This window comes from Pseudonocardia sp. 73-21 (assembly GCF_001899645.1).
GTDB lineage: Bacteria > Actinomycetota > Actinomycetes > Mycobacteriales > Pseudonocardiaceae > Pseudonocardia.
The window spans coordinates 1-23,060 of the sequence record NZ_MKVV01000095.1 but is presented as its reverse complement, the minus strand read 5'-3'; the positions used below and the strand labels follow the sequence as shown (position 1 = coordinate 23,060).

Annotated in this window: 31 protein-coding genes; 16 read left to right on the top strand and 15 right to left on the bottom strand. The window is 72.7% G+C overall.

Features of this window, described 5'->3' with window-relative positions:
* Positions 1–28: 28 nt before the first annotated feature.
* The 3 genes from BGP03_RS30140 to BGP03_RS30130 all read right to left on the bottom strand — a co-directional run bounded on the left by BGP03_RS30140 (position 29) and on the right by BGP03_RS30130 (position 2,783).
* Complete coding sequence (locus BGP03_RS30140; protein ID WP_296367440.1) at positions 29–928, bottom strand: helix-turn-helix domain-containing protein; 900 nt, start codon at positions 926–928, stop codon at positions 29–31.
* Between the two features lie 62 nt (positions 929–990).
* Entirely contained in the window at positions 991–1,467 is a 477-nt protein-coding gene (purE, locus tag BGP03_RS30135) for a 5-(carboxyamino)imidazole ribonucleotide mutase (RefSeq protein WP_296367949.1), read from the bottom strand.
* Positions 1,468–1,541: 74 nt separating this feature from the next.
* Positions 1,542–2,783 (bottom strand): 5-(carboxyamino)imidazole ribonucleotide synthase, encoded by a 1,242-nt coding sequence (locus BGP03_RS30130; RefSeq protein ID WP_296367437.1) that lies wholly within the window; start codon positions 2,781–2,783, stop codon positions 1,542–1,544.
* 84 nt (positions 2,784–2,867) lie between these two features.
* Between BGP03_RS30130 and BGP03_RS30125 the strand changes: the two genes are divergently transcribed.
* Complete coding sequence (locus BGP03_RS30125) at positions 2,868–3,383, top strand: GtrA family protein (RefSeq protein WP_296367434.1); 516 nt, start codon at positions 2,868–2,870, stop codon at positions 3,381–3,383.
* A 15-nt stretch (positions 3,384–3,398) separates the two neighbouring features.
* On the opposite strand, the gene BGP03_RS30120 is transcribed toward BGP03_RS30125, so the two are convergent.
* Positions 3,399–4,670 (bottom strand): HAMP domain-containing sensor histidine kinase, encoded by a 1,272-nt coding sequence (locus BGP03_RS30120; RefSeq protein WP_296367433.1) that lies wholly within the window; start codon positions 4,668–4,670, stop codon positions 3,399–3,401.
* 6 nt (positions 4,671–4,676) lie between these two features.
* Positions 4,677–5,336 carry a response regulator transcription factor gene (locus tag BGP03_RS30115; protein ID WP_296367432.1) on the bottom strand — a complete coding sequence of 220 codons (660 nt, stop codon included), beginning with the start codon at positions 5,334–5,336 and terminating at the stop codon, positions 4,677–4,679.
* Positions 5,337–5,400: 64 nt separating this feature from the next.
* On the opposite strand from BGP03_RS30115, the gene hisN reads away from it, so the two are divergent.
* The 3 genes from hisN to BGP03_RS30100 are packed head-to-tail and all read left to right on the top strand — an operon-like array spanning position 5,401 to position 7,086.
* Complete coding sequence (gene hisN, locus BGP03_RS30110; protein WP_298796747.1) at positions 5,401–6,180, top strand: histidinol-phosphatase; 780 nt, start codon at positions 5,401–5,403, stop codon at positions 6,178–6,180.
* A gap of 14 nt (positions 6,181–6,194) precedes the next feature.
* Entirely contained in the window at positions 6,195–6,617 is a 423-nt protein-coding gene (locus BGP03_RS30105; RefSeq protein WP_296367428.1) for a heme-binding protein, read from the top strand.
* Positions 6,618–6,642: 25 nt separating this feature from the next.
* Entirely contained in the window at positions 6,643–7,086 is a 444-nt protein-coding gene (locus BGP03_RS30100) for a MaoC family dehydratase (RefSeq protein ID WP_296367426.1), read from the top strand.
* 86 nt (positions 7,087–7,172) lie between these two features.
* Here the strand turns inward: BGP03_RS30100 and BGP03_RS30095 are convergent, their stop codons facing one another.
* The 4 genes from BGP03_RS30095 to BGP03_RS30080 form a co-directional block, all read right to left on the bottom strand.
* The gene (locus tag BGP03_RS30095; protein ID WP_296367424.1) at positions 7,173–8,078 is read right to left on the bottom strand and encodes an XdhC family protein; all 906 of its coding nucleotides are present in this window, start codon (positions 8,076–8,078) and stop codon (positions 7,173–7,175) included.
* Positions 8,079–8,081: 3 nt separating this feature from the next.
* On the bottom strand, positions 8,082–10,448 hold the full coding sequence (locus BGP03_RS30090; RefSeq protein WP_296367422.1) for an aerobic carbon-monoxide dehydrogenase large subunit: 2,367 nt from the start codon (positions 10,446–10,448) through the stop codon (positions 8,082–8,084).
* Between the two features lie 86 nt (positions 10,449–10,534).
* Positions 10,535–11,002 (bottom strand): (2Fe-2S)-binding protein, encoded by a 468-nt coding sequence (locus BGP03_RS30085; RefSeq protein WP_296367419.1) that lies wholly within the window; start codon positions 11,000–11,002, stop codon positions 10,535–10,537.
* Position 11,003: 1 nt separating this feature from the next.
* On the bottom strand, positions 11,004–11,861 hold the full coding sequence (locus BGP03_RS30080; protein ID WP_296367417.1) for a xanthine dehydrogenase family protein subunit M: 858 nt from the start codon (positions 11,859–11,861) through the stop codon (positions 11,004–11,006).
* Positions 11,862–12,011: 150 nt separating this feature from the next.
* Here BGP03_RS30080 and BGP03_RS30075 point away from each other — a divergent pair, with 150 nt between their 5' ends.
* Genes BGP03_RS30075 through BGP03_RS30030 form a run of 10 tightly spaced genes read left to right on the top strand, consistent with a single transcriptional unit; the run spans position 12,012 to position 18,053 of the window.
* Positions 12,012–12,272, top strand: a complete 261-nt coding sequence (locus BGP03_RS30075) for a hypothetical protein (RefSeq protein ID WP_298796745.1) — start codon at positions 12,012–12,014, stop codon at positions 12,270–12,272.
* Between the two features lie 13 nt (positions 12,273–12,285).
* Positions 12,286–13,155, top strand: coding sequence for a xanthine dehydrogenase family protein subunit M (locus BGP03_RS30070; protein ID WP_296367414.1), 870 nt, complete (start codon positions 12,286–12,288; stop codon positions 13,153–13,155).
* A complete protein-coding gene (locus tag BGP03_RS30065) occupies positions 13,152–13,673 on the top strand; it encodes a (2Fe-2S)-binding protein (protein ID WP_296367412.1) in 522 nt (173 codons plus the stop codon). The genes BGP03_RS30070 and BGP03_RS30065 overlap by 4 nt, the downstream gene beginning before the upstream one ends.
* A 29-nt stretch (positions 13,674–13,702) precedes the next feature.
* The gene (locus BGP03_RS30060) at positions 13,703–16,054 is read left to right on the top strand and encodes an aerobic carbon-monoxide dehydrogenase large subunit (protein ID WP_298796914.1); all 2,352 of its coding nucleotides are present in this window, start codon (positions 13,703–13,705) and stop codon (positions 16,052–16,054) included.
* Positions 16,051–16,632 (top strand): SRPBCC family protein, encoded by a 582-nt coding sequence (locus BGP03_RS30055; RefSeq protein WP_298796744.1) that lies wholly within the window; start codon positions 16,051–16,053, stop codon positions 16,630–16,632. The genes BGP03_RS30060 and BGP03_RS30055 overlap by 4 nt, the downstream gene beginning before the upstream one ends.
* Positions 16,633–16,638: 6 nt before the next feature.
* A complete protein-coding gene (locus BGP03_RS30050) occupies positions 16,639–16,941 on the top strand; it encodes a hypothetical protein (protein WP_298796743.1) in 303 nt (100 codons plus the stop codon).
* Between the two features lies 1 nt (position 16,942).
* Entirely contained in the window at positions 16,943–17,170 is a 228-nt protein-coding gene (locus BGP03_RS30045) for a hypothetical protein (RefSeq protein WP_296367405.1), read from the top strand.
* Complete coding sequence (locus tag BGP03_RS30040) at positions 17,170–17,415, top strand: hypothetical protein (RefSeq protein ID WP_296367946.1); 246 nt, start codon at positions 17,170–17,172, stop codon at positions 17,413–17,415. Before BGP03_RS30045 ends, BGP03_RS30040 begins: the two co-directional genes overlap by 1 nt.
* A 1-nt stretch (position 17,416) precedes the next feature.
* A complete protein-coding gene (locus BGP03_RS30035; protein WP_296367403.1) occupies positions 17,417–17,713 on the top strand; it encodes a hypothetical protein in 297 nt (98 codons plus the stop codon).
* Between the two features lies 1 nt (position 17,714).
* Positions 17,715–18,053: a hypothetical protein gene (locus tag BGP03_RS30030; RefSeq protein ID WP_296367401.1), complete on the top strand. Its 339-nt coding sequence runs from the start codon at positions 17,715–17,717 to the stop codon at positions 18,051–18,053.
* A gap of 45 nt (positions 18,054–18,098) precedes the next feature.
* On the opposite strand, the gene BGP03_RS30025 is transcribed toward BGP03_RS30030, so the two are convergent.
* Positions 18,099–18,263, bottom strand: a complete 165-nt coding sequence (locus tag BGP03_RS30025) for a hypothetical protein (RefSeq protein WP_298796742.1) — start codon at positions 18,261–18,263, stop codon at positions 18,099–18,101.
* Between the two features lie 451 nt (positions 18,264–18,714).
* On the opposite strand from BGP03_RS30025, the gene BGP03_RS30020 reads away from it, so the two are divergent.
* Positions 18,715–18,912 carry a hypothetical protein gene (locus BGP03_RS30020; protein ID WP_298796741.1) on the top strand — a complete coding sequence of 66 codons (198 nt, stop codon included), beginning with the start codon at positions 18,715–18,717 and terminating at the stop codon, positions 18,910–18,912.
* A gap of 12 nt (positions 18,913–18,924) precedes the next feature.
* Here the strand turns inward: BGP03_RS30020 and BGP03_RS30015 are convergent, their stop codons facing one another.
* The 5 genes from BGP03_RS30015 to BGP03_RS29995 all read right to left on the bottom strand — a co-directional run bounded on the left by BGP03_RS30015 (position 18,925) and on the right by BGP03_RS29995 (position 21,929).
* Complete coding sequence (locus BGP03_RS30015) at positions 18,925–19,359, bottom strand: hypothetical protein (protein ID WP_296367396.1); 435 nt, start codon at positions 19,357–19,359, stop codon at positions 18,925–18,927.
* Positions 19,356–19,640 (bottom strand): hypothetical protein, encoded by a 285-nt coding sequence (locus BGP03_RS30010; RefSeq protein ID WP_296367395.1) that lies wholly within the window; start codon positions 19,638–19,640, stop codon positions 19,356–19,358. Before BGP03_RS30010 ends, BGP03_RS30015 begins: the two co-directional genes overlap by 4 nt.
* 11 nt (positions 19,641–19,651) lie before the next feature.
* On the bottom strand, positions 19,652–20,767 hold the full coding sequence (locus tag BGP03_RS30005; RefSeq protein WP_296367394.1) for a VWA domain-containing protein: 1,116 nt from the start codon (positions 20,765–20,767) through the stop codon (positions 19,652–19,654).
* Positions 20,764–21,543, bottom strand: a complete 780-nt coding sequence (locus BGP03_RS30000) for a MoxR family ATPase (RefSeq protein WP_298796740.1) — start codon at positions 21,541–21,543, stop codon at positions 20,764–20,766. Before BGP03_RS30000 ends, BGP03_RS30005 begins: the two co-directional genes overlap by 4 nt.
* A gap of 86 nt (positions 21,544–21,629) precedes the next feature.
* Positions 21,630–21,929, bottom strand: coding sequence for a hypothetical protein (locus tag BGP03_RS29995; RefSeq protein ID WP_296367390.1), 300 nt, complete (start codon positions 21,927–21,929; stop codon positions 21,630–21,632).
* A gap of 84 nt (positions 21,930–22,013) precedes the next feature.
* Here BGP03_RS29995 and BGP03_RS29990 point away from each other — a divergent pair, with 84 nt between their 5' ends.
* The gene (locus BGP03_RS29990; protein WP_296367388.1) at positions 22,014–22,961 is read left to right on the top strand and encodes a LysR family transcriptional regulator; all 948 of its coding nucleotides are present in this window, start codon (positions 22,014–22,016) and stop codon (positions 22,959–22,961) included.
* The last annotated feature ends 99 nt before the right edge of the window (positions 22,962–23,060 follow it).

The following is a 23,060-nucleotide window of genomic DNA, read 5'->3' as shown; positions in this document are numbered from 1 at the left end:
CTCACGTGTACGGCCACCCTACGACCGATCACGCACACCCCGCCACGTGAATTTCCGCGGCCTCCGGGCGGGCCCCCGCCCACGCGAACGGGCCGTCCCCGCGGTGGCCGTCCAGCGCGGTCCGCACCGCGGCCACGGACGCCTCGCCGCACGGGTTCCCGGCGGCGGCGAGGCAGGCCGAACGTGCGATCCGCGACCACGTGACGACGGCCGGGACGGCGTGCACCGTCACGCCGCGCCGGCCGGCGGCCCAGCGACCCACCTCGTCCGGCACCCCGTCCACCAGCAGCGCGAGCGGCGGACGGGGGTCGAGCCGGCCCAGGAAGGCGGGCACCTCGTCGGCGTGCGGTCGCACGTCGATCCCCGTCAGGTGCCCCGAGGCCCCGACCCGCCTGCTCGACGGCACGGGCGTGCGGTCGTCGAGCTGCACGGCGAGGACGCGCGTCCGGCCGCCGAGGTACAGGCCCCGCACCATGGTGACGGCGCGTTCGACGGCCGGCTCGGTGGCCAGCTGCACCCGCCCGCCCGGGGCCGGGCTGATTCCCCAGGCGCGCCAGATGTTCGCGACCGCGACGTTGCTGATGCCGAGCTCCGCGGCCAGCGTGCGGGTCGACCAGCGGGCGACACCGGGCACCGGCGGGTCCAGGGTGCGGGCGACGACGGCCAGCGGGTCGACGGTGGCCGGGCGGCCCGACCGCGGGGCGTCACGCAGGCCGGCGAGGCCGAGGGACCGGTACCGCTCACGCCAGGTGATGACCGTCTGCTTCGAGCACCCGACCTCGTCGGCCACCGCACTCGGGCCGAGACCCGCGCCGGAGAGCAGGACGATGTGGGCCCGACGGGCCGTCTGGGGCGCGTCGGCGTGGATCCAGCTGCGCAGCACACCGACGTCGGCGTCGTCCACCGCGAGCGGCGGGAAAGTGCGCATACCCCGTTGTTCGGGACGTGACACACGATCGGTTGTAGGCCATCCGGGTTACGGCCGGGTGGTCACTGGTCCGGAACGGTGGCCCTGAGCGCGGCGTCCTTCGCGAGCACCGACCGTTCGAGCTCCGCCTGGAACTCCGTCATCCGCGCGAGCAGGTCCGGATCACCGGCGGCGAGGATCCGGACCGCGAGGAGCCCGGCGTTGCGGGCGCCCCCCACCGCGACGGTCGCCACCGGGACGCCCGCGGGCATCTGCACGATCGACAGCAGGGAGTCGAGCCCGTCGAGCCGCGCCAGCGGCACCGGTACCCCGATCACCGGCAGCGGCGTGGCCGCGGCGACCATCCCCGGCAGGTGGGCGGCCCCGCCCGCCCCGGCGATGATCACCCGCAGCCCCCGCTCCACGGCGCTGGTGGCGTAGTCGAGCATCCGCTGCGGCGTGCGGTGCGCCGAGTAGACGCCCACCTCGGAGGAGACGGAGAACTCGGAGAGCGCGTCGACGGCCGCCGACATGACGGGCCAGTCGGAGTCCGACCCCATGATCACACCGACGGTTGCCACGGAACCTCTCCCTCTCGAACGGCACCGCGGACGAGCGGCACTCCCGTCGGAACCTATCCGACGAGGGTGCCGCTCGTCGGAAGGGTCGGGGCGCCCGCGTGGGCGTCCCAGCCGTCCGCCCACACCGCCCTGCTCAGCCACTCCGCCGCCAGGGCCGCCTTCGCCCGCACCTGCTCCATGTCGCCGCCCAGCGCCGTCACGTGGCCGACCTTGCGTGCCGGGCGTTCGGTCTTGCCGTAGAGGTGCACCTTGACGTCGGGGAAGCGGGCGAACAGGTGGTGCAGGCGCTCGTCGGTGCTCATCGCGACGGGCTCGGCCGCGCCGAGGACGTTCGCCATGACCACGGCGGGCGCGGTGGGGGTGGTGGCGCCGAGCGGGTAGTCGAGCACGGCGCGCAGGTGCTGCTCGAACTGCGACGTGCGGGAGCCCTCGATCGTCCAGTGCCCGGAGTTGTGGGGCCGCATGGCCAGCTCGTTGACGACGAGCCGGCCGGCAGCGCCGATGCCCGCTCCGCCTGCGCTCCGCGGGGCGCTCTCGAAGAACTCCACCGCCAGCAGCCCGGTCACGTCCAGCTCGGAGGCGATCCGCAGCGCGAGCTCCTGCGCCGCCGACGCGACGTCGGGGTCGAGGCCCGGGGCGGGGACGAGCACCTGCACGCACTGGCCGTCGGCCTGCACGGTCTCCACCACCGGCCACGCCGCCGCCTGCCCGAACGGCGACCGCGCCACGAGCGCGGCCAGCTCGCGCCGCATCGCCACCCGCTGCTCCACCATGAGCGGGGTGCCCGCGGCCAGCAGCTCGGCCACCTCCGCGGGCGTGGGGTCCATCCAGACGCCGCGCCCGTCGTAGCCGCCGCGCACGGCCTTCACGACCGACGGGCCGTGCTCGGCGACGAACGCGGTGAGGTCGTCGGGGCTCAGGATCTCGGCGAACGGGGGGATCGCCGCCCCCAGTGCGTCGAGCCGGCGACGCATGACGAGCTTGTCCTGGGCGTGCAGCAGCGCGTCCGGACCGGGCCGGACGGTGACGCCGTCGGCGACGAGCGCGCGCAGGTTCTCCTGGGGCACCTGCTCGTGGTCGAACGTGACGGCCGAGCAGCCACGGGAGAACGCCCGCAGCGCCGCGAGGTCGTCGGCCCCGCCCGGCCGGACGTCGGAGCACACGACGGCGGCGGGGTCGCCGGGATCCACGGCCAGCACGCGCAGCGACTGCCCCAGCGCGATGGCGGCCTGGTGGGTCATACGGGCCAGTTGTCCGGCACCGATCATGCCGACGACCGGAAGGGAGTTCTCCACGGACCTGGAACCTACCCTCGGGGTAAGGGAGACATGGCGCCCCGGTGAGGGCACGAGCCCGCCGCCTCTGGCACGATCGAACAGGTGTCGATGGTCGAATCCGCGCTCGCCGCGATCCCCGAGCCCTACCGGGCGCTGGCGATCAAGCACCGCGAGCTGCTCAAGTTCGGAATGGTCGGCGGCACCACCTGGGTCATCGACACCACGGTGTTCCTGGTCCTGAAGTCCACGGTGCTCTCCTCCAAGCCGCTGACCGCCAAGATCATCGCAGTGCTGGTGGCCACGATCGTGTCCTACGTCCTCAACCGCGAGTGGTCCTTCCGCACCCGCGGCGGCCGGGAGACGCACCACGAGGCGATGCTGTTCTTCGTCATCAGCGGCATCGGCGTGGCCGTGTACACGGCCCCGCTGGCCGTCTCCCGCTACCTGCTGGACCTGCAGATCCCCAACGTCAGCCCATTCGGCCAGGAGGTGGCCGACTTCGTCAGCGGCCAGATCATCGGCACGCTGGTGGGCATGGCGTTCCGCTGGTGGGCCTTCCGCAGGTATGTCTTCCCCGACCAGGACGTCCGCCGCCAGGTGCCCACCGCCCAGGACTGAGACAGGTCCCGCGGTTCAGCGGGGGCTGGTGCGCGCCGGTCGGGGCGCCGACACGACGTCGTCGGCGCGGGCGGCCGGCAGGAAGATCGTGAACATCGCCGGGCGGGCCCGGGAGAGCTCCAGGCGCCCGCCGTCGGCCTCCACCAGCGCCCGGGCCAGCGCCAGGCCCAGGCCCGTGGACGAGCCGACCGACACGCCGCGGTCGAAGACGTGCGGCACCAGCTCCTCGGGCACGCCGGCGCCGGAGTCGGCCACCTCCACCAGGATGCTGGTCTCGGTGGAGCGGGCACTGAGGGTGACGGTGCCACCGCCGTGCTGGATCGCGTTGTCCACGAGCGCGCCGACGGCCTCACGGATCCGGGTGGGCGTGACGCGGGCGAGCAACCCGTCGGGGACCCGGAGCTTGAGCGAGCGCCCCTCCGCCTTCAACGCCGGCCGCCACTCCTCGGCCACGGCGGTGAGCCCCTCGCGCAGGTCCGCCACCTCGGCCCCGGCCGCGCGGGCGGCCCGGGCCGCGTCGAGCAGCTCGTCGAGCACGGCGGTGAGCTTCTCGGTCTGCTCCAGGGCGGCCATCGCCTCGCGCCGGGCGCTCGGGTCGGGGTGGGTGGCCAGCTCGTCGAGCCGCAACTGCAGCGCGGTGAGGCGGCTGCGCAGCTGGTGGGAGACGTCGCCGACGAGCTCCCGCTCGCGCTGCACCAGGTCGGCGAGCGCCGCGGCGGAGGTGTCGAGCACGTCGGAGACGCGGTCGAGCTCCGGGATGCCGTGGCGCCCCGGGGCGGACCGGAAGTCGCCGGCGCCCAGCCGGGCGGCGCGGTCGGCCACGTCGGAGAGCGGTTCGGCCAGGCGCCGTGCCGTGACCGTGGCCACCACGGCACCGGTGCTCACCGACAGCACCACCAGCAGCAGCACGATGAACGTCACCTGCAGCTGCTGGGTGCGCATGATCGAGCGCGGCTCCTCCAGCCGCAGGACGCCTCCGGGGCCGAACGGCAGGAACGCGAAGACCGGGTCCTCACCGACGGAGGTGCTGCCGACCGCCTGGGTGGGCTGCCCGTCGCGCAGCAGCAGCAGCCGGCCCCCCGGCGGCACCGCGAGCTCGACACCGGGCACGTCGATGGACGCGTCGGGGCTGCCCAGCCGCGTGGCCACCACCTCGAGGCGGCCCGTCAGCTCGGCGGTGGTGAGGTCCTTGACCAGCTGCCAGGTGGTGATCGCCAGCGGCCCGCCGAGCACCAGCGCGGTGATGGTGACGACCAGCAGCGTGGACTGGAGGATGCGGCGGCGCATTACCGACTAGTCATGGTTGAACCGGAACCCGACACCGCGCACCGTCGCGATGCGCTGCTCGCCACCGATCTTGCGGCGCAGCCACGACATGTGCATGTCGAGCGTCTTGGACGTCTTCATCTCGGGGTCGTTCCAGACCTCGCGCAGGATCTCCTCCCGGGTGACGACCTGCCCGGCGCGCAGCAGCAGCACCCGCAGCAGCTCGAACTCCTTGTTGGCCAGGCCCACCTCGGCGCCGTCGACGAGCACGCGCCGGCCCGAGAGCTCCATCCGGACGCCGCCGACCTCCACCGCCTCCGGGGTGAGCCGGCGCAGCAGGGCCCGGACCCGCGCCAGCAGCTCGGCGAGCCGGAAGGGTTTGCCGACGTAGTCGTCGGCCCCGGCGTCCAGGCCGACGACGAAGTCGACCTCGTCGGTGCGGGCGGTGAGCATGAGCACCGGCAGGTCGGGGAAGTCGAGCCGAACACGGCGGCAGACCTCGAGGCCGTCCATGCCCGGCAGGCCGAGATCGAGCACGAGCAGGTCGATGTGCCCGAGGCGGACGCGCTCGAGCGCGGCGAGCCCGTCGGAGGCGACGTCCACCTCGTAGCCCTCGCGCTGCAGGGCACGCGACAGGGGCTCGGCGATCGCGCTGTCGTCCTCCGCCAGCAGGACTGTGGTGGTCACGGACTCACCTTATGCCCGTCGGACGATCAGAGGGTGGCGCCTGGCAGGCTCACAGACCGTGGACATGAACGCCGATCTCGACCTCGCCCTGCGACTGGCCGACACGGCCGACGCGATCGCGCTCCCGCGCTTCCGGGCCGCGGACCTGCGTGTCACCCGCAAGCCCGACCGCACCCCCGTCACGGACGCCGACCTCGCCACCGAGGAGGCCCTGCGCGCGCTGATCGCCGCCGAGCGCCCCGACGACGACGTGCTCGGCGAGGAGGGCGGCGGCGAGGTGCCCACCGTCGGCCGCAGCTGGGTGCTCGACCCGATCGACGGCACCAAGAACTTCTCGCGCGGCATGCCCGCGTGGGCGTCGCTGATCGCGCTCACCGACGGCGGGGTGCCGGTGGTCGGCGTCGCCAGCGCACCCGCGTTGGGCCGGCGCTGGTGGGCCGCCCGAGGGCTGGGCGCCTGGACCACCGACGTGCCGGGCGGAGAGCCGCGGGCGATCGCGGTCTCGGGGGTCGGCGGGATCGGTGACGCGTACCTGTCCACCACCGACCTGCGCACGTTCGCGGAGCAGGGCCGCCTCGACCGCTACCTCGCCCTCGTCGACGCCGTGTGGGAGACCCGCGCGTTCGGCGACTTCTGGCAGCACTGCCTCGTGGCCGAGGGCGTCGTCGACATCGCGGTGGACGCGGCGGCGAACCCGTGGGACCTCGCCGCGCTCGTCCCGATCCTCACCGAGGCGGGCGGGCGGCTGACGGACCTGACCGGCGCCGACACGTTCGCGGGCGGGGACGGCGTCTCGTCCAACGGGGTGCTGCACGTGGAGGCGTTGGGATTCGTCGGCCGTTGATGCAGGATCACCCGATGAGCGACACCGTGGCCGCCACCAGCATCAGCACCGACGCCGCCCACCGCATGATCGCGGCGGCCGAGGCCAGGGCCGTCGGGATCGGGGTGCCGATGTGCATCGCGGTCCTCGACGTCGGCGGCAACCTCAAGGCGTTCTCCCGGATGGACGGGGCGCCGCTGCCCTCGTCGCAGGTGGCGCAGGACAAGGCCTACACCGCCAACGGGTTCGGCATGCCCACCCACGAGTGGCACGACTTCATCTCCGGGGACGCGCCGCTGGCCGCGGGTGCCCCGACCGGCATCCCCCGGTTGGTGATCTTCGGTGGCGGCTACCCTATCGTCGTCGACGGCGAGCGCGTCGGCGCGATCGGCGTCAGCGGCGGGCACTGGAGCCAGGACATGGACGTGGCACAGGCCGGATTGGCCGCACTCGGCTGAGCGGGTCCGTGCGACGATCACCGGCATGCCCGAGCTCGCCTTCGAGGACCTCACCCCCGGCCGCGTGTTCGACCTCGGCACCACCGTGGTCGACCGCGACGAGATGGTGGCGTTCGCCCGCCGCTTCGATCCCCAGCCCTTCCACCTCGACGAGGCCGCCGCGGCCGAGTCGCTGTTCAAGGGCCTCGCCGCGTCGGGCTGGTTCACCGCCGGCATCTGGATGCGCCTCTACGTCGACGAGGTGCTGAACAAGGCCACCTCGCTCGGCTCCCCCGGCGGGGAGGACATCGCCTGGCCCGCGCCGGTGTTCGCGGGCGACGAGCTGCGCGCCACGATGGAGATCCTGGAGGCACGGCTGTCGAAGAGCCGTCCGGGCCTGGGGCTCGTGCGGCTGCGGGCCGCCCTGCACCGCGGCGACGAGCAGGTCTTCCGCAGCACGTTCACGGGGATGTTCGGCACCCGCCAGTAGGGCCGGCCCCGACGTCGCAGCCCGTCGAGCACGTCGCAGCGCGCCGGCGGGCTGCGAGGACGACATACGGGCTGCGAGGTCGGCGGTCAGCGGGCGAACCGCGCCGGGTCGTCGAGGAAGGCCTGCCGGCAGCCGGTGCCGCAGAAGTAGACCACCTCCTCGGCGTGCCGGGCCGAGATGCTGGACGGCGTGACCGCGACGTCCATCCCGCAGACGGGGTCGGTGGCGGCGTGCACGATCGTCCCCTCCGGCTCGGAGGGCAGGTCCACCCGCGGCCGGTGCGCCACGATGTCGGCGAACACCGACAGCGCGATCTCCGCGGCCGTCCGGGCACCGATGTCGAGCCCGGCGGGCGCGTGGATCCGTGCCCGTTCGTCCGGGCCGACCCCCAGCGCCGTGAGCTCCTCGAGCACCCCCGCCGAGCGGCGACGGCTGGCCACCAGCGCCACGTAGCCGACGCCCGCGGCGAGCGCCGCCCGCAGGACGGTGGCCTCGTCGCGGCCGTGCGACGCCACGACGACGGCGGACGTGTCGGCCGCGATCGGCGCGGCCGGGTCGACGCCGGAGCGCACGTCCCAGTCCAGCGCGTTCCCGACCCTCACCAGCGCCCGCGCCACCGGCGCCTCGCCGTACACCGAGACCAGCACCGGCGGGATCATCGCCTCCAGGAAGATCTCCAGGGTGCCGCCGGACAGGCACGGGTTGCCGACGGTGCGCACGCCCTCCTGCGCGGGCCCGTCGTCGGCGGCCGGCGTGATCCGCAGCAGCCCGGACTCCCCGGACCGCAGCAGCCGAAGGCTCTCCAGCCGCACGGTGGACTCCGCGCAGACGCCGCCGACGAAGCCGTCGATCGTGCCGTCGGCCAGCACCAGCGCGCAGTCGCCCGGTTTGGCGCTCGTCGGGCGCTCGGCCCGCACCACCGTGGCCAGCACGAACGGCGTACGGCCGGTGCGCAGCCCGTTCACACGCTCCAGGAGATCGGCTCTACCCATCACTCACCACCCATCACTCACCGCCAGATCCGTTCGCATCGGCCGGCCCTGCACCGCCCGCCACACCTGCGCCGGGGTGAGCGGCATGTCGGCGTGCCGCACCCCGATCGCGTCCAGCACCGCGTTCACCACCGCCGCCGGAGACCCGACGGTCGCCGACTCCCCCACGCCCTTCGCCCCGATGGGATGGTGGGGCGACGGCGTGACCGTCGTCCCCAGCTCCCAGGACGGGCACTCCACCGCCGTCGGCAGCAGGTAGTCCATGAACGACGCGCCGAGGTGGTTGCCGTCGCCGTCGAAGGCGATCAGCTCCATCAGCGCCATCCCGATCCCGTCGGCCAGTCCGCCGTGGATCTGTCCCTCGACGATCATCGGGTTGATCCGCACCCCGCAGTCGTCCACCGCGACGAACCGGCGGACCTTCACCTGCCCGGTGCCCGGGTCCACGTCGACGACGCAGATGTACGCGCCGAACGGGAACGTCAGGTTGGGCGGGTTGTAGACGCAGGAGGCGTCCAGGTGGCCCTCGACGCCCTCGGGCAGCTCCAGGTCGGAGTGGGCGGCCCGCGCGATCTCGCCGATGGTCACCCCGACACCCGGCACGCCGCGCACGTCGAACCGGCCCTTCGTCCACTCCAGGTCGGCGGGGGCCACCTCGAGCATCGCGGCGGCGACGATGCGGGCGCGCTCACGCACCTTGCGCGCCACCACCACGGTGGCCGCGCCCGACACCGGCGTCGACCGCGACCCGTAGGTGCCCAGGCCGAACGGGGTGCGGTCGGTGTCGCCCTGCACGACCTCGACGTCGTCCGGCGAGATCCCGAGCTCCTCCGCGACGAGTTGCGCGAACGTCGTCTCGTGGCCCTGCCCCTGCGACATGCACGACACGGCGAGCACCGCCGAACCGGACGGGTGCACGCGCAGGTCGGCACCGTCGGCCATGCCGAAGCCGAAGACGTCCATCATCTTCCGCGGCCCGGCGCCGACGGCCTCGGTGAAGAAGCTGATGCCGACGCCCATCACGGTGCCGCGCCCGGTCTCCTCGTACGCCTGCCGTTGCGCCACCTGTTCGCGGCGCAGCTCGTCGTAGCCCGCCATCTCCAGGGCCAGCTCCAGCGCTCGGGCGTAGTCACCGGAGTCGTACTCCCAGCCCGTCGCGCAGACGTACGGGAACTGTTCGGGGCGCAGCAGGTTGCCCATCCGGACGGCCGCGGGGTCGAGCCCGAGGTCGTGGGCGAGCACGTCGACCATGCGCTCCACCAGGTACGACGCCTCGGTGATCCGGAACGAGCACGCGTACGCGACGCCGCCGGGTGCCTTGTTCGTGTAGACGCCCGTGACGCGGCAGTGGGCCGCGGGGATGTCGTAGGAGCCGGTGAACGTGTGGAAGAACCCCGCCGGGAACTTCGACGGCTGCGCGGTGCCGTTGAACGCACCGTGGTCGGCCAGCACCCGCACGCGCAGGCCCAGGATCGTGCCGTCCGCGGTGGCCGCGATCTCGCCGCGCATGTGGTAGTCGCGGGCGAACGAGGTGGTCATGAGGTTCTCGGAGCGGTCCTCGGTCCACTTCACCGGCGCGCCGGTGATCACCGACGCCACCACCGCGCAGAGGTAGGCCGGGTACATGCCGACCTTGTTGCCGAACCCGCCGCCGATGTCCGGCGCGATGATCTGGATCTTCTGCTCGGGGATCCCGGCGATCGACGCGTACATGGCGCGGTGCGCGTGCGGGGCCTGGGCCGTGGCGTACACCGTGAGCTTCCCGCTCACCGCGTCCGAGCTCGCGACGATGCCGCAGGTCTCCAGCGGCGCCGGGTGCACGCGCGGGTAGAGCAGGTCGCAGGCGCTGACGTGGGCGGCGGCGGCGAACACCGCGTCGGTGGCGGCGGCGTCACCGGCCTCCCAGTCGAAGATGTGGTTGTCGGTGCGGCCGTCGATCTCGTCGCGCACCAGCGGCGCGTCCGGGGCGAGGGCCTGCTGCGCGTCGACGACCGGGGTGAGCGGCTCGTACTCGACGTCGATCAGGGCGAGCGCGTCCCGTGCGGCGTAGCGGTTCTCGGCGACGACGAAGGCCACCTCCTGTCCCTGGTAGCGCACCTTGTCGGTGGCCAGCACGGCCTGCACGTCGTGCGAGAGCGTGGGCATCCAGGCCAGGCCGCGGTCGGCGAGCATCTCGCCGGTGATCACGGCGCGCACCAGCGGGTGCGACTCCGCCGCACTCGTGTCGACCGAGACGATCCGGGCGTGCGCGTAGGGGCTGCGCAGCACCGCGGCGTGCAGCATGCCGGGCAGCTGGATGTCGTCGACGAAGCGCCCGCGCCCGCGCAGGAACCGCGCGTCCTCCTTGCGGAGCATCGACCCGTGGCCCATGGGCGTCGAGCTCTCGGCCCCGGCAGGTCGTGCGCGGAAATCAGGGTCAGGGCACTGATTTCCGCGCACGGGCGCCGGAGGCGCACTCATGACCCGGCCTCGGAACGCGCGGCGTGCCGAACGGCCCGGACGATGTTCTCGTACCCGGTGCACCGGCACGTGATGCCCGAGAGGGCGGAGCGGATCTCCCCCTCGGACGGGTCGGGGTTGTGGTCGAGCAGCCAGCGCGAGGTCAGCAGCATCGCCGGTGTGCAGAACCCGCACTGCAGGCCGTGACACAGCGCGAAAGACCGCTGCACCTGGTCGAGCCCGAACGGCCCCTCCAGTCCCTCGACGGTGCGCACCCGCCTCCCGGACGCCATGGCCGCGAGCACCGTGCACGACTTCACGGGCACGTCGTCCATCCAGACCACGCACGCACCGCAGTTGGAGGTGTCGCAGCCCCAGTGGGTGCCGGTGAGGCCGAGCTCGTCGCGCAACAGGTGCACCAGCAGCAGCCGGGGCTCGATCTCGCGGGTGTGCTCGCGGCCGTTGACGACCACGGTGATCTCCACGTCAGGCCGCCCGCTCGACGGCCAGGCGCAGCGCCCGGGTGGTGAGCTCGCCGGCGAGGTGGCGCTTGTAGTCGACGGGTCCGCGCTGGTCGGCGGTCGGCCGGCAGTGCTGTGCCGCGACCCGCCCCGCCTCGACGAGGTTCGCCTCGGTGGCGGCGCGGCCGCGGAGGAAGTCCTCGGCCTCCTCCGCCAGGAACCGCCCGACGGCCGTGAGCCCGATCCCGACCTCGGTGACCACCCCACCGGGCCCCGTCGCCACCGCGGCCGCGGCCGCGGCGACGGCCCAGTCGCCGGAGCGGCGGTCCACCTTCAGGTACGCGCTCCCCGCCGACCAGAGCGGCACCCGCAGCTCGACCAGCACCTCGGCCGGGCCGACGACCGTCTCGTAGGGACCGGTGAAGAACTCCCGCATCGGGACGGCCCGGTCGCCGTCGGCGCCCCGGATCACGGCGACCGCCCGCAGCGCGCAGAAGGCCCCCGCGAGGTCCTCGGACGGGTCGGCCTGGCACACCGATCCCCCGATGGTGCCGCGGTTGCGCACCACGGGGTCGGCGATCACGCGCTCCGCGTCGTGCAGCACCGGCAGCAGCGCTCCGACCTGCGCGGACCCGAGCAGGTCGGCGTGGCGCACCATCGCGCCGAGCCGGAGCACGCCCGGCGCCACGGTGATCCCGGCGAGCTCGCCCAGGTCGTTGATGTCGATCAGCATCTCCGGCTGGGCCAGGCGCAGCTTCATCATCGGGATGAGGCTGTGCCCGCCCGCGACCACGCGCGTCTCCGGTCCGTGGCGGGTCAGCAGCGCGATCGCGTGCTCGACGCTGGTGGCGCGCTGGTACTCGAAGTGAGCTGGGACCTGCATCGCTCTCCCGCCGGTGGGTCCGGCCATGGTGATCCCGTTCGCGGAGCCGGACAAGAGCACTTAAGCCTTCACTTAGGACGGTTAGGCGGTCCGGCGCAACCGGGTGCAGCATGTGCCCCTCATCACACAGGACCACGCGAGCGAGGACGAATGGCGATCGAGTCCAGCGGTCACAGCACCGGCAACCCGCGGATGTTCGAGCTCATCGAGGACGCGCCGAAGGAGGGCCGGAGCCCCACGATCTGGGCCTGGCCGCAGCTGACGGAGTTCATGAAGATCGCCGGCCAGCCGGTGGCCGGCCCGTGGCCCCCGCACCAGCAACCGCGCCCGGACCCCGAGGAGGACGTGCTGCCCGTCGCGGTGGCCGAACCCGAGCGCGAGCCGTACCGACGTCCGCGTCCGCGGCTGTAGAGGGAGACCAGCGATGTATCCGTCCCGCTTCCGGTACGAGGCGCCCCGCTCGCTCGACGAGGCCCGTGCGCTGCTCACCCGGTTCGGCGACGAGGCCAAGATCCTCGCCGGCGGTCAGAGCCTCGTGCCCCTGCTCAAGCTGCGCTTCGCCGCACCCGAACTGCTCGTGGACATCAACAACATCCCCGGGCTCGACCACCACCGAGAGGACGCCGACGGCACGCTGCGCATCGGCGCGCTGTGCCGCCACGTCTCGCTGGAGCGCTCGGCGCTCCTGCCGGGCCGCCACCCCCTGATGGCCTCGGCCGCCCCCCTGATCGCCGACCCGATCGTGCGCAACCGGGGCACGCTCGTCGGGTCGCTGTGCCACTCCGACCCCCAGGGCGACTGGGCGTCGGTGCTGCTCGCGCTCGGCGGCTCGATCGTCGCGCTCGGCCCCTCGGGGCGGCGGACGATCCCGGCCTCGGAGTTCTCGCTCGGCCCGTTCCAGAACGCGCTGCTGCCGGGCGAGATCGCGATCGAGGCCGTCGTCCCCGCCGCGCAGGGGCACGTCTCGGGCAGCTACCTCAAGCTGGAACGGCGCGTCGGCGACTTCGCCACGGCCGGGGTCGCCGTCGCGCTGGAGATGTCCGGCGACACCGTGACCCGCGCGGGCATCGCGCTCACCGGCGTCGGCCCCAGCAACATCGCGGCGACCGCGGCCGAGCAGGCCCTGACCGGCCGGGCCCTGACCACGGACACGATCGACGAGGCCGCCGAGCTGGCGGCCGCGGCGGCCCAGCCCCGCAGCGACCACCGCGGCAGCGCGGCCTACAAGCGCCACGTGGTGGCGACGTTCGTGAGACGCGGACTCCAACGGCAGGAAGTGGGTGCGGCAGCATGAGCTACGGACAGTCCTCCGTCGTCCGCGAGGTCGGCGTCGACGAGCGGCGCATCACGGTCACCGTCAACGGGGAGAAGCGCGTGGTCGAGGTGGAGCCGCGGTTGCTGCTGGCCCACCTGCTGCGCGAGGGGCTCGCGTTGACCGGTACCCACCTCGGCTGCGACACCACCAGCTGCGGTGCGTGCACCGTGCTCGTCGACGGCACGCCCGTGAAGTCCTGCACGATGCTCGCGGTGCAGGCCGACGGGCACGAGATCACCACCGTGGAGGGGCTGGGCACGCCCAGCGAGCTCGACCCGGTGCAGGAGGGCTTCTCCCGCGAGCACGCGCTCCAGTGCGGGTTCTGCACGCCCGGGATGATGCTGACCTCCCACGCCCTGCTGGAGAGCAACCCGGACCCCTCCGAGGAGGAGGTCCGCTGGGCGATCTCGGGCAACCTCTGCCGCTGCACCGGCTACCAGAACATCGTCAAGGCGGTCCTCTGGGCGGCCGAGAAGAAGAGTGGTGGTGTGTCGTGACCGCGGTGGACGAGGTCAAGATCGGCGGCATGGGCGCGAGCCGCCGGCGCGTCGAGGACGCCCGGTTCGTGCGCGGTCGCGGCAACTACGTCGACGACATCAAGCTGCCCGGCATGCTGCACATGGAGGTCCTCCGCAGCCCGCTGGCCCACGCGACGATCACGAGCATCGACACCAGCAAGGCCTGGGAGATCCCGGGGGTCCGGCTGGTGCTCACCGGCGAGATGATGGCGCAGCGCAACCTCGCCTGGATGCCCACGCTGTCCTACGACACCCAGGCCGTGCTGGCCACCGACAAGGTGCGCTTCCAGGGCCAGGAGGTGTGCGTCGTCATCGCCGACGACCCGTACATCGCCAAGGACGGCTGCGAGGCGATCGTGGTCGACTACGAGCCGCTGCCGCCGGTCGTCAACCCGTTGCAGAGCAGGGCCGCCGACGCGCCGATCATCCGCGACGACAAGGAGGGCCAGACCGACAACACCTGCTACCGCTGGGAGGTCGGCGACCGCGCGGCCACCGACCGCGCCTTCGCCACGGCCGACGTCGTGTCGAAGCTGAAGCTGCACTACCCACGCAGCCATCCCTCACCCATCGAGTGCTGCGGCGCCGTGGCGGACTACAACCCGGCCACGCAGAAGCTCTCGGTCTTCATGACCACGCAGGCGCCACACATCATCCGGGCCGCGTTCGCGCTGGTCACGGAGCTGCCCGAGCACATGATCCGGATCATCTCGCCCGACATCGGCGGCGGGTTCGGCAACAAGGTGCCCGTCTACCCCGGCTACGTCGCGGCCACGCTCGCGTCGATCCTACTGGGCAAGCCGGTGAAGTGGATCGAGGACAAGACCGGCAACCTGATCTCCACCGGGTTCGGCCGGGACATGTACCTCGACGGCGAGATGGCGCTGCGCTCCGACGGGAAGATCCTCGCCGTCCGGATGCACGCCGACACCGACCAGGGCGCGTTCTTCTCCGACGCCCAGCCCAGCAAGTTCAAGATCGGGCTGATGCACTCGGCGTTCGCCTGCTACGACGTCGGCGCCGGCCACATCACCGCGCAGGGGCACTACACGAACAAGGCCCCCGGCGGTGTCGCCTACCGGTGCTCGTTCCGCGTCACCGAGGCGATGTTCTTCCAGGAACGGATGATGCAGGCCGCGGCGGTCGACCTGGGCATGGACCAGGCCGAGTTCCGCCGCCGCAACCTGCTCCACGACGACGCGTTCCCCGCGCGCACGCCGTTCGGGTTCCTCGTCGACTCCGGGCAGTACGGCAAGTGCCTGCAGATCGGTCTGGACGCGATCGGCTACGACCAGTTCAAGATCGACCAGGCCGAGGCCCGCACCCGCGGCAGGCGCCTGGGCATCGGCATCTCGACGATGACCGAGCCGCTCGGCGCCGGCAACAGCCGCGAGTACGACATCCTCGGGATCAAGATGTTCGACTCCGCCGAGCTGCGGGTGCACATGACCGGCAAGGCGATCCTGCGCGTCGGGGCGAAGAGCCAGGGCCAGGGCCACGAGACGACGTGGGGCCAGATCGTCGCCCACGAGCTGGGCATCCCCGCCGCCGACGTCATCGTCGAGGAGGGCGACACCGACACCGCGCCGTTCGGGATGGGCACCTACGCCTCCCGCTCGACGCCGGTGGCCGGGGCCGCCATCGCGATGGTCTCCCGCAAGATCCGGGCCAAGGCGCGCAAGCTCGCGGCGCACCTGCTGGAGGTGTCCGAGGAGGACGTCGAGTGGGAGCTCGGCCGCTTCTACGTCCGCGGCGCGCCCGAGCGCGGCGCCACGATCCAGGAGTGCGCGATGGCCGCGTACTCCAACATGCCCGACGGCATGGAGCCCGGCCTGGAGAACAACGCCTACTACGACCCGCCCAACCTGACCTGGCCGTTCGCCTGCTACATCGCGACGGTCGAGGTCGACCCGGCCACCGGCGTCTGGGACGTGCTGCGCGTCGTCGCCGTCGACGACTGCGGGGTGCGGATCAACCCGATGATCGTCGAGGGCCAGATCATGGGCGGCCTCACCGAGGCCTACGCCGCGGCGAGCATGCAGTTCCAGACCTACGACGCCGACGGCAACATCGTCGGCTCGAACTACATGGACTACCTGCTGCCCACCGCGTGGGAGACGCCCGGGTTCGAGCTGCACGAGGTGGTCACGCCGTGCCCGCACCACCCGCTGGGCGCCAAGGGCGTCGGCGAGTGCGCCACGGTCGGCGGGCCCGCCGCGTTCGTCAACGCGGTGCACGACGCCCTGTCCGACACGGGCGTCCGCAACATCGACATGCCGCTGCTGCCCGACCGCGTCTGGCAGGCCGTCCAGGACGGCCAGGACGTGTCCGGCATGCCTCCCGTCAGGAGCGACGCGTGATCCTGCAGAACGAGTTCGAGGTGGCCGCACCCGTCGAGAAGGTGTGGGCCTACTTTCTCGATGTCCCCAACCTGGCCCCGTGCCTGCCCGGCGCGTCGCTGGTCGGGGACGACGGCAACGGCCGCTACGACGGGAAGGTCGTCGCCGCGCTCGGCCCGGTGAAGCTGAACTTCAGCGGCGTCGCGGAGATCGTCTCCGCCGACGAGACCGCGCACCGGATGGTGCTGCACGCGGCCGGGTCGGAGGACCGTGGCCGCGGCGAAGCCGCCATGACGATCACCGCGACGATGCTGTCGTCGGGCCGCGGCACGACGGTGAAGGTCGACCAGGACCTCACCGTCTCCGGCGCGGCCGCCCAGTTCGGCCGGGGCCTGATCGCCGACGTCACCGGCGTGCTCATGGGCAGCTTCGCCGACTGCGTCCAGTACAACATCGACAACCAGGGGTCGGGGGGCACCGCCACCGCGATCCGCGCGGCCGCGCCCGCCAGCGGTCTCGCGATCGGCCTGCGGGCCGCGATCGCGGCGCTCAAGCGCGTGTGGGCCCGCTTCTTCCTCCCCTACGACCGGAACAGGTGACGGGTGATGGTGCTCTGGTGGATCGGCAACGCCGTCCTGCTCTTCGTCGTGCTGCCGGTGGTGATCGGGCTGCTCAACCGCGTGCTGTCGGCGGTGGAGCGCATCCGCGCGGCGACCGACGACATCCTGACCCACGGCGTCGAGCTCGCCGGCGAGCTGGACGACACGCCGGAACTGCTGGCCAGGACCGACGAGACGGTCCGGCAGGTCGCCGTGGGGGCGACCCGGTACGCGGGGAGCGTCGCGACGCTGCTGCCCCCGAGGGCGAGCGAAGCGGACCGAGCATCGACACGGCAGGTGGAGGTCTGAGATGCCGTTCGTCGCCTGGACCACGGTCGTGATCGCGGTACTGATCATCGCGGTCACCGCCGTCGGCCTCCTGCGGGTGGTCCTGCACCTGCGCCACGTGCACACCACGCTCGGTTCCGTCGTCGCCGGGGTCCGCGTCATCGCGGACCGGACAGCCACGGTGCCGTCGGTGGTCGGATCGGTGAACGCGAACCTGGCCCCCGTGCGGGCCTGGACGGAGACGGTGTGATGGTGCCCTTCGGATGGACGCTCGGACTCGTCATCGGGCTGGTGGTCGTGGTGGTCGTCGTCGCGCTGGTCACGCCGATCCTGGTGCTGGCCCACAGGATCGGTACCAGGGCCCAGGAGATCGACGAGGCGCTGGGCCGCTCCCGCACCAACACCGCCGGCCTGGCCGGGCTGAGCGAGACCATCGACCACGCCGGCGAGATCATCGGCGGGCTGCAGCGCGGTCGCGCGCGGTTGGGAGGCTGACGTGCCACTGTCCGACGGAGAACTCACCTACTGGACGGTGATCCTGGTGATCGGCGCCGTCGTCATCGTCGCCGTGGTCGTGCTGCTCTCGCTGCTGATCGCGTTCGTGAAGCGCATCGACGCGGGCGTGCAGCAGGTGGCCGGCAACCTCATCGGGATCACCGCGAACACGAAGGACACGACGCTGATCACCACGGTCGGCGGCGGGCTCGACCAGGTTCTCGCCGAGGGACTGCAGCACCACCTGTTCCTCGGCCGCGTCCTCGGCACCATCCCCTACCCCACCCCGAAGGTCTGACATGGTCGTCCTGACCGTCATCGAGATCGTCGTCCTGATCGCCGGCCTGGCGTTCTTCCTCTACTGGACCGGGTCGTTGCTGGGGAAGATCGCGACGACGCTGGAGGCGGGTGACGGCCTCGTCCAGCAGATCCGCGACGACGCCACCCTCATCCGCCCCGGCCTGAAGCACATCAACGCGACGGGCGCCCGGGTCTCCGGGGCACTGCCCCTCCTCTACGGCTACGCGGAGGAGATCATCGAGAAGGTGAACCCGGTCCCGGACCGGGCGGCAGTGGCGAGACCGGCGTCGGGCACCCGCAGGTCCCGGATCCTCGACACCGTCGGGTTCCGCGGGTGAGGTGAACGTGGTGGGGCATGGCCGGCCCCGGCAGCCCCACCACGTTCACCTCACGCGTTCCAGCGCCCGGCCCACCTCGTCCAGGATCCGTTGCTGCTCCCGGTGGATCTCGTACTCCGTGTAGCGGTAGATGCGCCAGCCCTTGTCCACCAGGCGCGTGCACCAGGCGGTCGCGGTGCACCAGCAGGCCCGGATGCTGTCGCTGCCCACCGCCCGGCACCATCACCTCCGCGGGCGTCCTCCCCGGCCCGCACGACGCCCCCAGGATCTCGGCCGCCGAGTACCCCGACAGGACGCCCCGCCCCCCCACGAGCCGGTAGGCGGCGCGGGACCGGAGGGCGAGCTTCGGCGGCGCGTCACCGACGGGCACGTAGATGTCGGGGAACACCCGCAGATACGCGGCCCCCTGCAACCGGTCCCAGGTGACGAGCCCTGCGGCCACGGCCAGGGACCCACGAAACGCCCGGGGCCACCCGGGGGCGGGAGACGGAGCCACACGCGGAGCATCGCGCGCGGGGCACCTGTTCCGTGGAGCGGCCGGGTTGCCGATCGGTGACAACAGCATGAGGTCCGGGATCGTCGATGTCTCCGCCGCGGTGAGTCCGGCCGCGCCGGGGTACCCACCACACTCGGTGACACCCCGATCGAGAGGTTGCCCGCCATGAACTCCATCTCGTCACTCAGCAGCCCGGCGGACCTGTCCGCGCTCGACCGGTGCGACCGCTGCGGCGCGGCCGCCCGGGTCCGGGCGGTGCTCCCGTCCGGTGGCGAGCTGATGTTCTGCGGCCACCACGCCCGCCGGCACAGCATCCGGCTCGCGGAGATCGACGCCACGCTGCACATGTCGGACGCGCCATAGCGTCCTCGCAGGTCAGATGTGGTCGCCGGAACGGTGCGGGGGCAGGGGCGCGGTGTTCGGGGCGTCGGAGTACTCCCCGATCCACTCCGCGCGCCACTCGTTGTCGTACTGCTGCTCGTTGCAGAACGGGTGGTAGACCGCCACCAGCTCGTTCGTGATCATCTCGCGGTGGCCGCGGTTGCCGCCCGGGACCTCGAGGAACGCGATGTGCACCTTCCACTTCGAGCCCGCGCGCTTCACCCAGCACGGCGAGCGCCGGTGCCGGAAGGGGAAACCCTCGGTGGCGAGGTCGTCGGCGTGCCCGACGTAGATCACGGCGTACTTCTCCGAGTCGGGGTCGGGCTTGTAGAGCACGGCGTACACGCCGGGCCGCGGCGGCGGGGTCCAGCTGCCCAGCACCCGCGGGCCGGAGAACGCGTAGCCGGCGAGCGAGCCCAGCCGGATCATTCGGGCTCAGCGTCCTCGGCCTCGCTGACCGCCTCGGCCCGCACCACGTCGAAGACGGGCAGCCGGGCCTTCTCCACGGCGGCGGCGAACTCGGCGCGGCCCCGGTCGAGGGCCTCCTCGCGCGTCTCCGCCTCGACCACGAGCTGCGCGCCGTAGCGGTGCGTGCCGATGCCCGACGCGATGCCGCCGGCCGGGGCCACGGCGTCGGCCAGCTCGACGATCTCGTCGAGCTCCATGACGCGGTCGCCCTCGGCCTCGACGGCGACGCTCCACCTGGTCATGTCGTCCCCTCCTAACGCAGCTCGGGCAGCAGGACCGCCAGCTCGGTGAGGCTGCTGAGGTCGTGGCCCGAGAGCAGCACGTCGATGTGCGGCTCGGCCACCATCATGCCCATCGTCGACGGCCGGTAGGCCGCGTCGTCGCCCTTGTGCGGGTTCATCCACACGATGCGGTGGCACAGGCGGGTGAGCCGTTCCAGGGCGGTGTCCAGGGTGTCCGGGTCGCCCCGGTCGAGGCCGTCGGAGCAGATGACGACCACCCCGCCACGGCAGACCCCGCGCCGTCCCCACCCGCGCACGAACTCGTCGAGGGAGTCGCCGATGCGGGTGCCCCCCTCCCAGTCGACGACGTGCGCGGCCGCCTCGGCCAGCGCCTCGTCGGGACTGCGCTTCTGCAGCGGCACCGTGATCCGGGTGAGCCGGGTGCCGAAGCAGAACACCTCGACCTTGCGGGCGGCCCGCCGCGCGGAGTACGCGAACTGCAGCAGGGCGCGGGAGTAGTCGGCCATCGAACCGGACACGTCGAGGATCAGCACCAGCGGCCGCGGCCGGACGCGCCGGCGTCGGCGGCGCAGGGCCACCGGCTCACCGTGCATCCGCAGCGAGTCGCGGACGGTGCGGCGCAGATCGGGCTGCCCGCGGTGGCGCGCCGCCCGGGTGCGGCGGGTGCGACGGCGCGGCGGGGTGAGCCGGATCTGCTCCATGAGCCGGCGCAGCAGCCGCAGCTCGGCCGGCGTGCAGGCGGCGAAGGACTTGTGCCGCAACGTGTCCATCCCCGACGCGACGAGCCCGAGCCGCGTCTCGTCCTGCTCCTCGCGCTCGTCCCCGGGCGGCTCGGTGGCGGGCACCTCCAGCATGGCCTCGGCCTCGACCGCGTCGACCTTCAGGGACAGCAGCTCCTCGACCGGGTTGCTCTCGCCGAGGAAGAACTCCCGGAACACCTCGTCGTAGACAGGGACGTGGTCACGCCGGCTGGTCAGCGACGTGCGGCCGCCCCAGTAGAGGTCGTCGAGATCGGTGGGGTCGAGCGTGGCCATCGCCGCGCAGAACGTCTCGACGTCACCGGGGCCGACGGAGATCCCCCGGTGCCGCAGCGCCCGCCCGAAGTCGACGAGCAGCGCGACGATCATCGGGTCAGTTCGTCGAGGTTGTCGCGCGCCAGCTCCATGTCCTCGCGTTCCTTCAGCACCGCGCCGAGGGTGACGTCCGCGGCGTCGGGCGTCAGGTCGGTCTCGCCGAGGAACTCCAGCGTGCGGGCCCAGTCGATGGTCTCCGCGACCCCCGGCGGCTTCGCAAGGTCCATCTCGCGCAGCCGGTGCACCGCGGCCACCACCTTGGTCGCCAGCTCCCGGCCCACCCCGGGCTGCCGCACGGTGACGATCTCGACCTCGCGCTCCTGCGACGGGTAGTCGATCCAGTGGTACATGCAGCGGCGTTTGAGCGCGTCGTGCAGCTCGCGGGTGCGGTTGGACGTGAGCACCACCAGCGGCGGCGACGGCGCGACGATCGTGCCCACCTCCGGGACGGTGATCTGGAAGTCCGACAGCATCTCCAACAGGAACGCCTCGAACTCGTCGTCGGCGCGGTCGATCTCGTCGATGAGCAGCACGGCGCGGTCGCCGGCGCGCACGGCCTGCAGCAGCGGGCGCTCCAGCAGGAACGATGGCCCGAACAGCTTCTCGACCGCGGCCTCGTCGCTCACGCCGCGCTCGGACATCGCCCGGATGTGCAGGAGCTGACGGGCGTAGTCCCACTCGTAGAGCGCCTGGTTGGTGTCGATGCCCTCGTAGCACTGCAGCCGGATCAGCTCCCGCCCGAGCACCGCCGCGAGCACCTTGGCGATCTCGGTCTTGCCGACGCCGGGCTCCCCCTCGAGCAGCAGGGGACGCCGCAGCGACAGCGCCACGTAGACGGCGGTGGCCAGCCCGCGGTCGGCCAGGTAGTCGGCGCCGCGCAGGGCCTCGGTGAGCCCGGCGACGCCGGTGACGGTGGTCAGTGCCCGTTCTCCGCTGCACCCAGGACGATCTCGCGCAGGCTGGTGGCGCCCGGGACGATCTTGCCCTCGCGCCGGAGGCGCTCCCGCCAGGCGCTGCGCTGGTCGTCGTCGACGGGGCCCGCGGTGGAGTCGCCGTCGGCGCCACCCTCGCCGAGGCCACCGAAGCCGATGTTCTTCATGTTGCGGCAGACCTTGGCGTTGCTGGGGCCGGCGTCGGCGCCGCTCGGGCGTTGCGCGCTCCAGATGCCCCGCAGCACGGACATCGCCTCACCCGCCGTGGGTTCCTCGTGGTCCATGGCCGCCATAGTGGCCCGGGTCATGCTCCGGGGCAATCGGCGAATAACCGATCGCTTAGTGGTGACGGGGGCCACACTGGTCCCATGACCCTGACCCAGCTGAGCGCATTCGTGCTGGTCGCGCGCCTCGGCTCGGTGAAGGCGGCGGCGAACGCGCTGGGAGTCAGCGAGCCCGCGGTCTCCCAGGCCCTCGCCGCCCTGCGCAGGTACCTCGACGACCCGCTGCTCACCCGCAGCGGCGGCGGCATGACGATGACGGCGGGCGGCAGCAGGCTCCTGACGATCGCCGCGCAGATGGTGTCGCTCGGTGCGGAGGCCGAGTCGGCCGTCCGGTCCGCGCAGGGAGCGCCGGAACAGCTGCGGCTGGTGGCCCCGAACTCCGTCGTCGAGTTCGTCGCGGGCCCGCTGGCCGACGCGTTCACCGCACGCTCGGCGGGGTCGATCGAGGTCTCGGCGGGCGTCTCGGCCACCGCCGAGATGGGCGTGCTGGTGTCTCAGCGGCTCGCCGACGTGGCGCTCGGGCCGTACCTCGGCGGGGACCGCAGTCTCGGGCTGGTCAGCGAACCGGTCTTCCGGTGCCGGCTCGTGGTGCTCGCCGCACCCGATGCCCGGCTGCGCGGTGCGCCGTCGCAGTGGCCGTGGCTCGTGGAACCGGCCGCCACCGACCCGGACAGCGACGTCAGCCGCCTGTTGCGCAACCTGGGCGTGCCCGACTCCCGGCTGAGCGTCTTCCCCAACCAGACCGCCGCCTGGGAGGCCGCCGTGCGCGGCGGCGGGGCGGCGCCCGGTATCGCCCACCTCGCCGTGCACCAGCTGCGGCGCCGGGAGCTCCAGGTGGTGGACGTGCCCGGTACGCCGCTGGAGCTGTGCTGGCACGCCACCACGCTGCCGATCGACCGGCGATCCCCGGCCGCCGCGTCCCTGCGCCACTTCCTGGGCACCCCCGAGGCGATGAAGCTGCTGCGGTTCCCCGGCGCGGGCGTGCCGCCGTCGCGCTTCCGCCCCCCGGTGTACGTGACCATCTGGAGCTGAGCGACTGGGCCGAACGGCCGTAATCCGGCTCTTCCGGATTTAGAGTGCGAGTGCCCCGCAGTGCAGTAGCGACCGGAGCCGGTAGTTGATCAGGTTGCG

Excerpts from the sequence above, each read along its gene's own strand:
- BGP03_RS30060 (WP_298796914.1), top strand. The coding sequence starts at position 13,703 with ATGGGCGCGAGCCGCCGGCGCGTCGAGGACGCCCGGTTCGTGCGCGGT.
- hisN (WP_298796747.1), top strand. The coding sequence starts at position 5,401 with ATGAACGCCGATCTCGACCTCGCCCTGCGACTGGCCGACACGGCCGAC.
- BGP03_RS30030 (WP_296367401.1), top strand. The coding sequence starts at position 17,715 with ATGGTCGTCCTGACCGTCATCGAGATCGTCGTCCTGATCGCCGGCCTG.
- BGP03_RS30065 (WP_296367412.1), top strand. The coding sequence starts at position 13,152 with ATGAGCTACGGACAGTCCTCCGTCGTCCGCGAGGTCGGCGTCGACGAG.
- BGP03_RS30090 (WP_296367422.1), bottom strand. The coding sequence starts at position 10,448 with ATGGGCCACGGGTCGATGCTCCGCAAGGAGGACGCGCGGTTCCTGCGC.
- BGP03_RS30050 (WP_298796743.1), top strand. The coding sequence starts at position 16,639 with ATGGTGCTCTGGTGGATCGGCAACGCCGTCCTGCTCTTCGTCGTGCTG.
- BGP03_RS30080 (WP_296367417.1), bottom strand. The coding sequence starts at position 11,861 with ATGCAGGTCCCAGCTCACTTCGAGTACCAGCGCGCCACCAGCGTCGAG.
- BGP03_RS30040 (WP_296367946.1), top strand. The coding sequence starts at position 17,170 with ATGGTGCCCTTCGGATGGACGCTCGGACTCGTCATCGGGCTGGTGGTC.
- BGP03_RS30015 (WP_296367396.1), bottom strand. The coding sequence starts at position 19,359 with ATGATCCGGCTGGGCTCGCTCGCCGGCTACGCGTTCTCCGGCCCGCGG.
- BGP03_RS30105 (WP_296367428.1), top strand. The coding sequence starts at position 6,195 with ATGAGCGACACCGTGGCCGCCACCAGCATCAGCACCGACGCCGCCCAC.
- BGP03_RS30120 (WP_296367433.1), bottom strand. The coding sequence starts at position 4,670 with ATGCGCCGCCGCATCCTCCAGTCCACGCTGCTGGTCGTCACCATCACC.
- BGP03_RS29995 (WP_296367390.1), bottom strand. The coding sequence starts at position 21,929 with ATGGACCACGAGGAACCCACGGCGGGTGAGGCGATGTCCGTGCTGCGG.
- BGP03_RS29990 (WP_296367388.1), top strand. The coding sequence starts at position 22,014 with ATGACCCTGACCCAGCTGAGCGCATTCGTGCTGGTCGCGCGCCTCGGC.
- BGP03_RS30075 (WP_298796745.1), top strand. The coding sequence starts at position 12,012 with ATGGCGATCGAGTCCAGCGGTCACAGCACCGGCAACCCGCGGATGTTC.
- BGP03_RS30070 (WP_296367414.1), top strand. The coding sequence starts at position 12,286 with ATGTATCCGTCCCGCTTCCGGTACGAGGCGCCCCGCTCGCTCGACGAG.
- BGP03_RS30140 (WP_296367440.1), bottom strand. The coding sequence starts at position 928 with ATGCGCACTTTCCCGCCGCTCGCGGTGGACGACGCCGACGTCGGTGTG.
- purE (WP_296367949.1), bottom strand. The coding sequence starts at position 1,467 with ATGGGGTCGGACTCCGACTGGCCCGTCATGTCGGCGGCCGTCGACGCG.
- BGP03_RS30045 (WP_296367405.1), top strand. The coding sequence starts at position 16,943 with ATGCCGTTCGTCGCCTGGACCACGGTCGTGATCGCGGTACTGATCATC.
- BGP03_RS30095 (WP_296367424.1), bottom strand. The coding sequence starts at position 8,078 with ATGGGTAGAGCCGATCTCCTGGAGCGTGTGAACGGGCTGCGCACCGGC.
- BGP03_RS30020 (WP_298796741.1), top strand. The coding sequence starts at position 18,715 with ATGAACTCCATCTCGTCACTCAGCAGCCCGGCGGACCTGTCCGCGCTC.
- BGP03_RS30005 (WP_296367394.1), bottom strand. The coding sequence starts at position 20,767 with ATGATCGTCGCGCTGCTCGTCGACTTCGGGCGGGCGCTGCGGCACCGG.
- BGP03_RS30100 (WP_296367426.1), top strand. The coding sequence starts at position 6,643 with ATGCCCGAGCTCGCCTTCGAGGACCTCACCCCCGGCCGCGTGTTCGAC.
- BGP03_RS30010 (WP_296367395.1), bottom strand. The coding sequence starts at position 19,640 with ATGACCAGGTGGAGCGTCGCCGTCGAGGCCGAGGGCGACCGCGTCATG.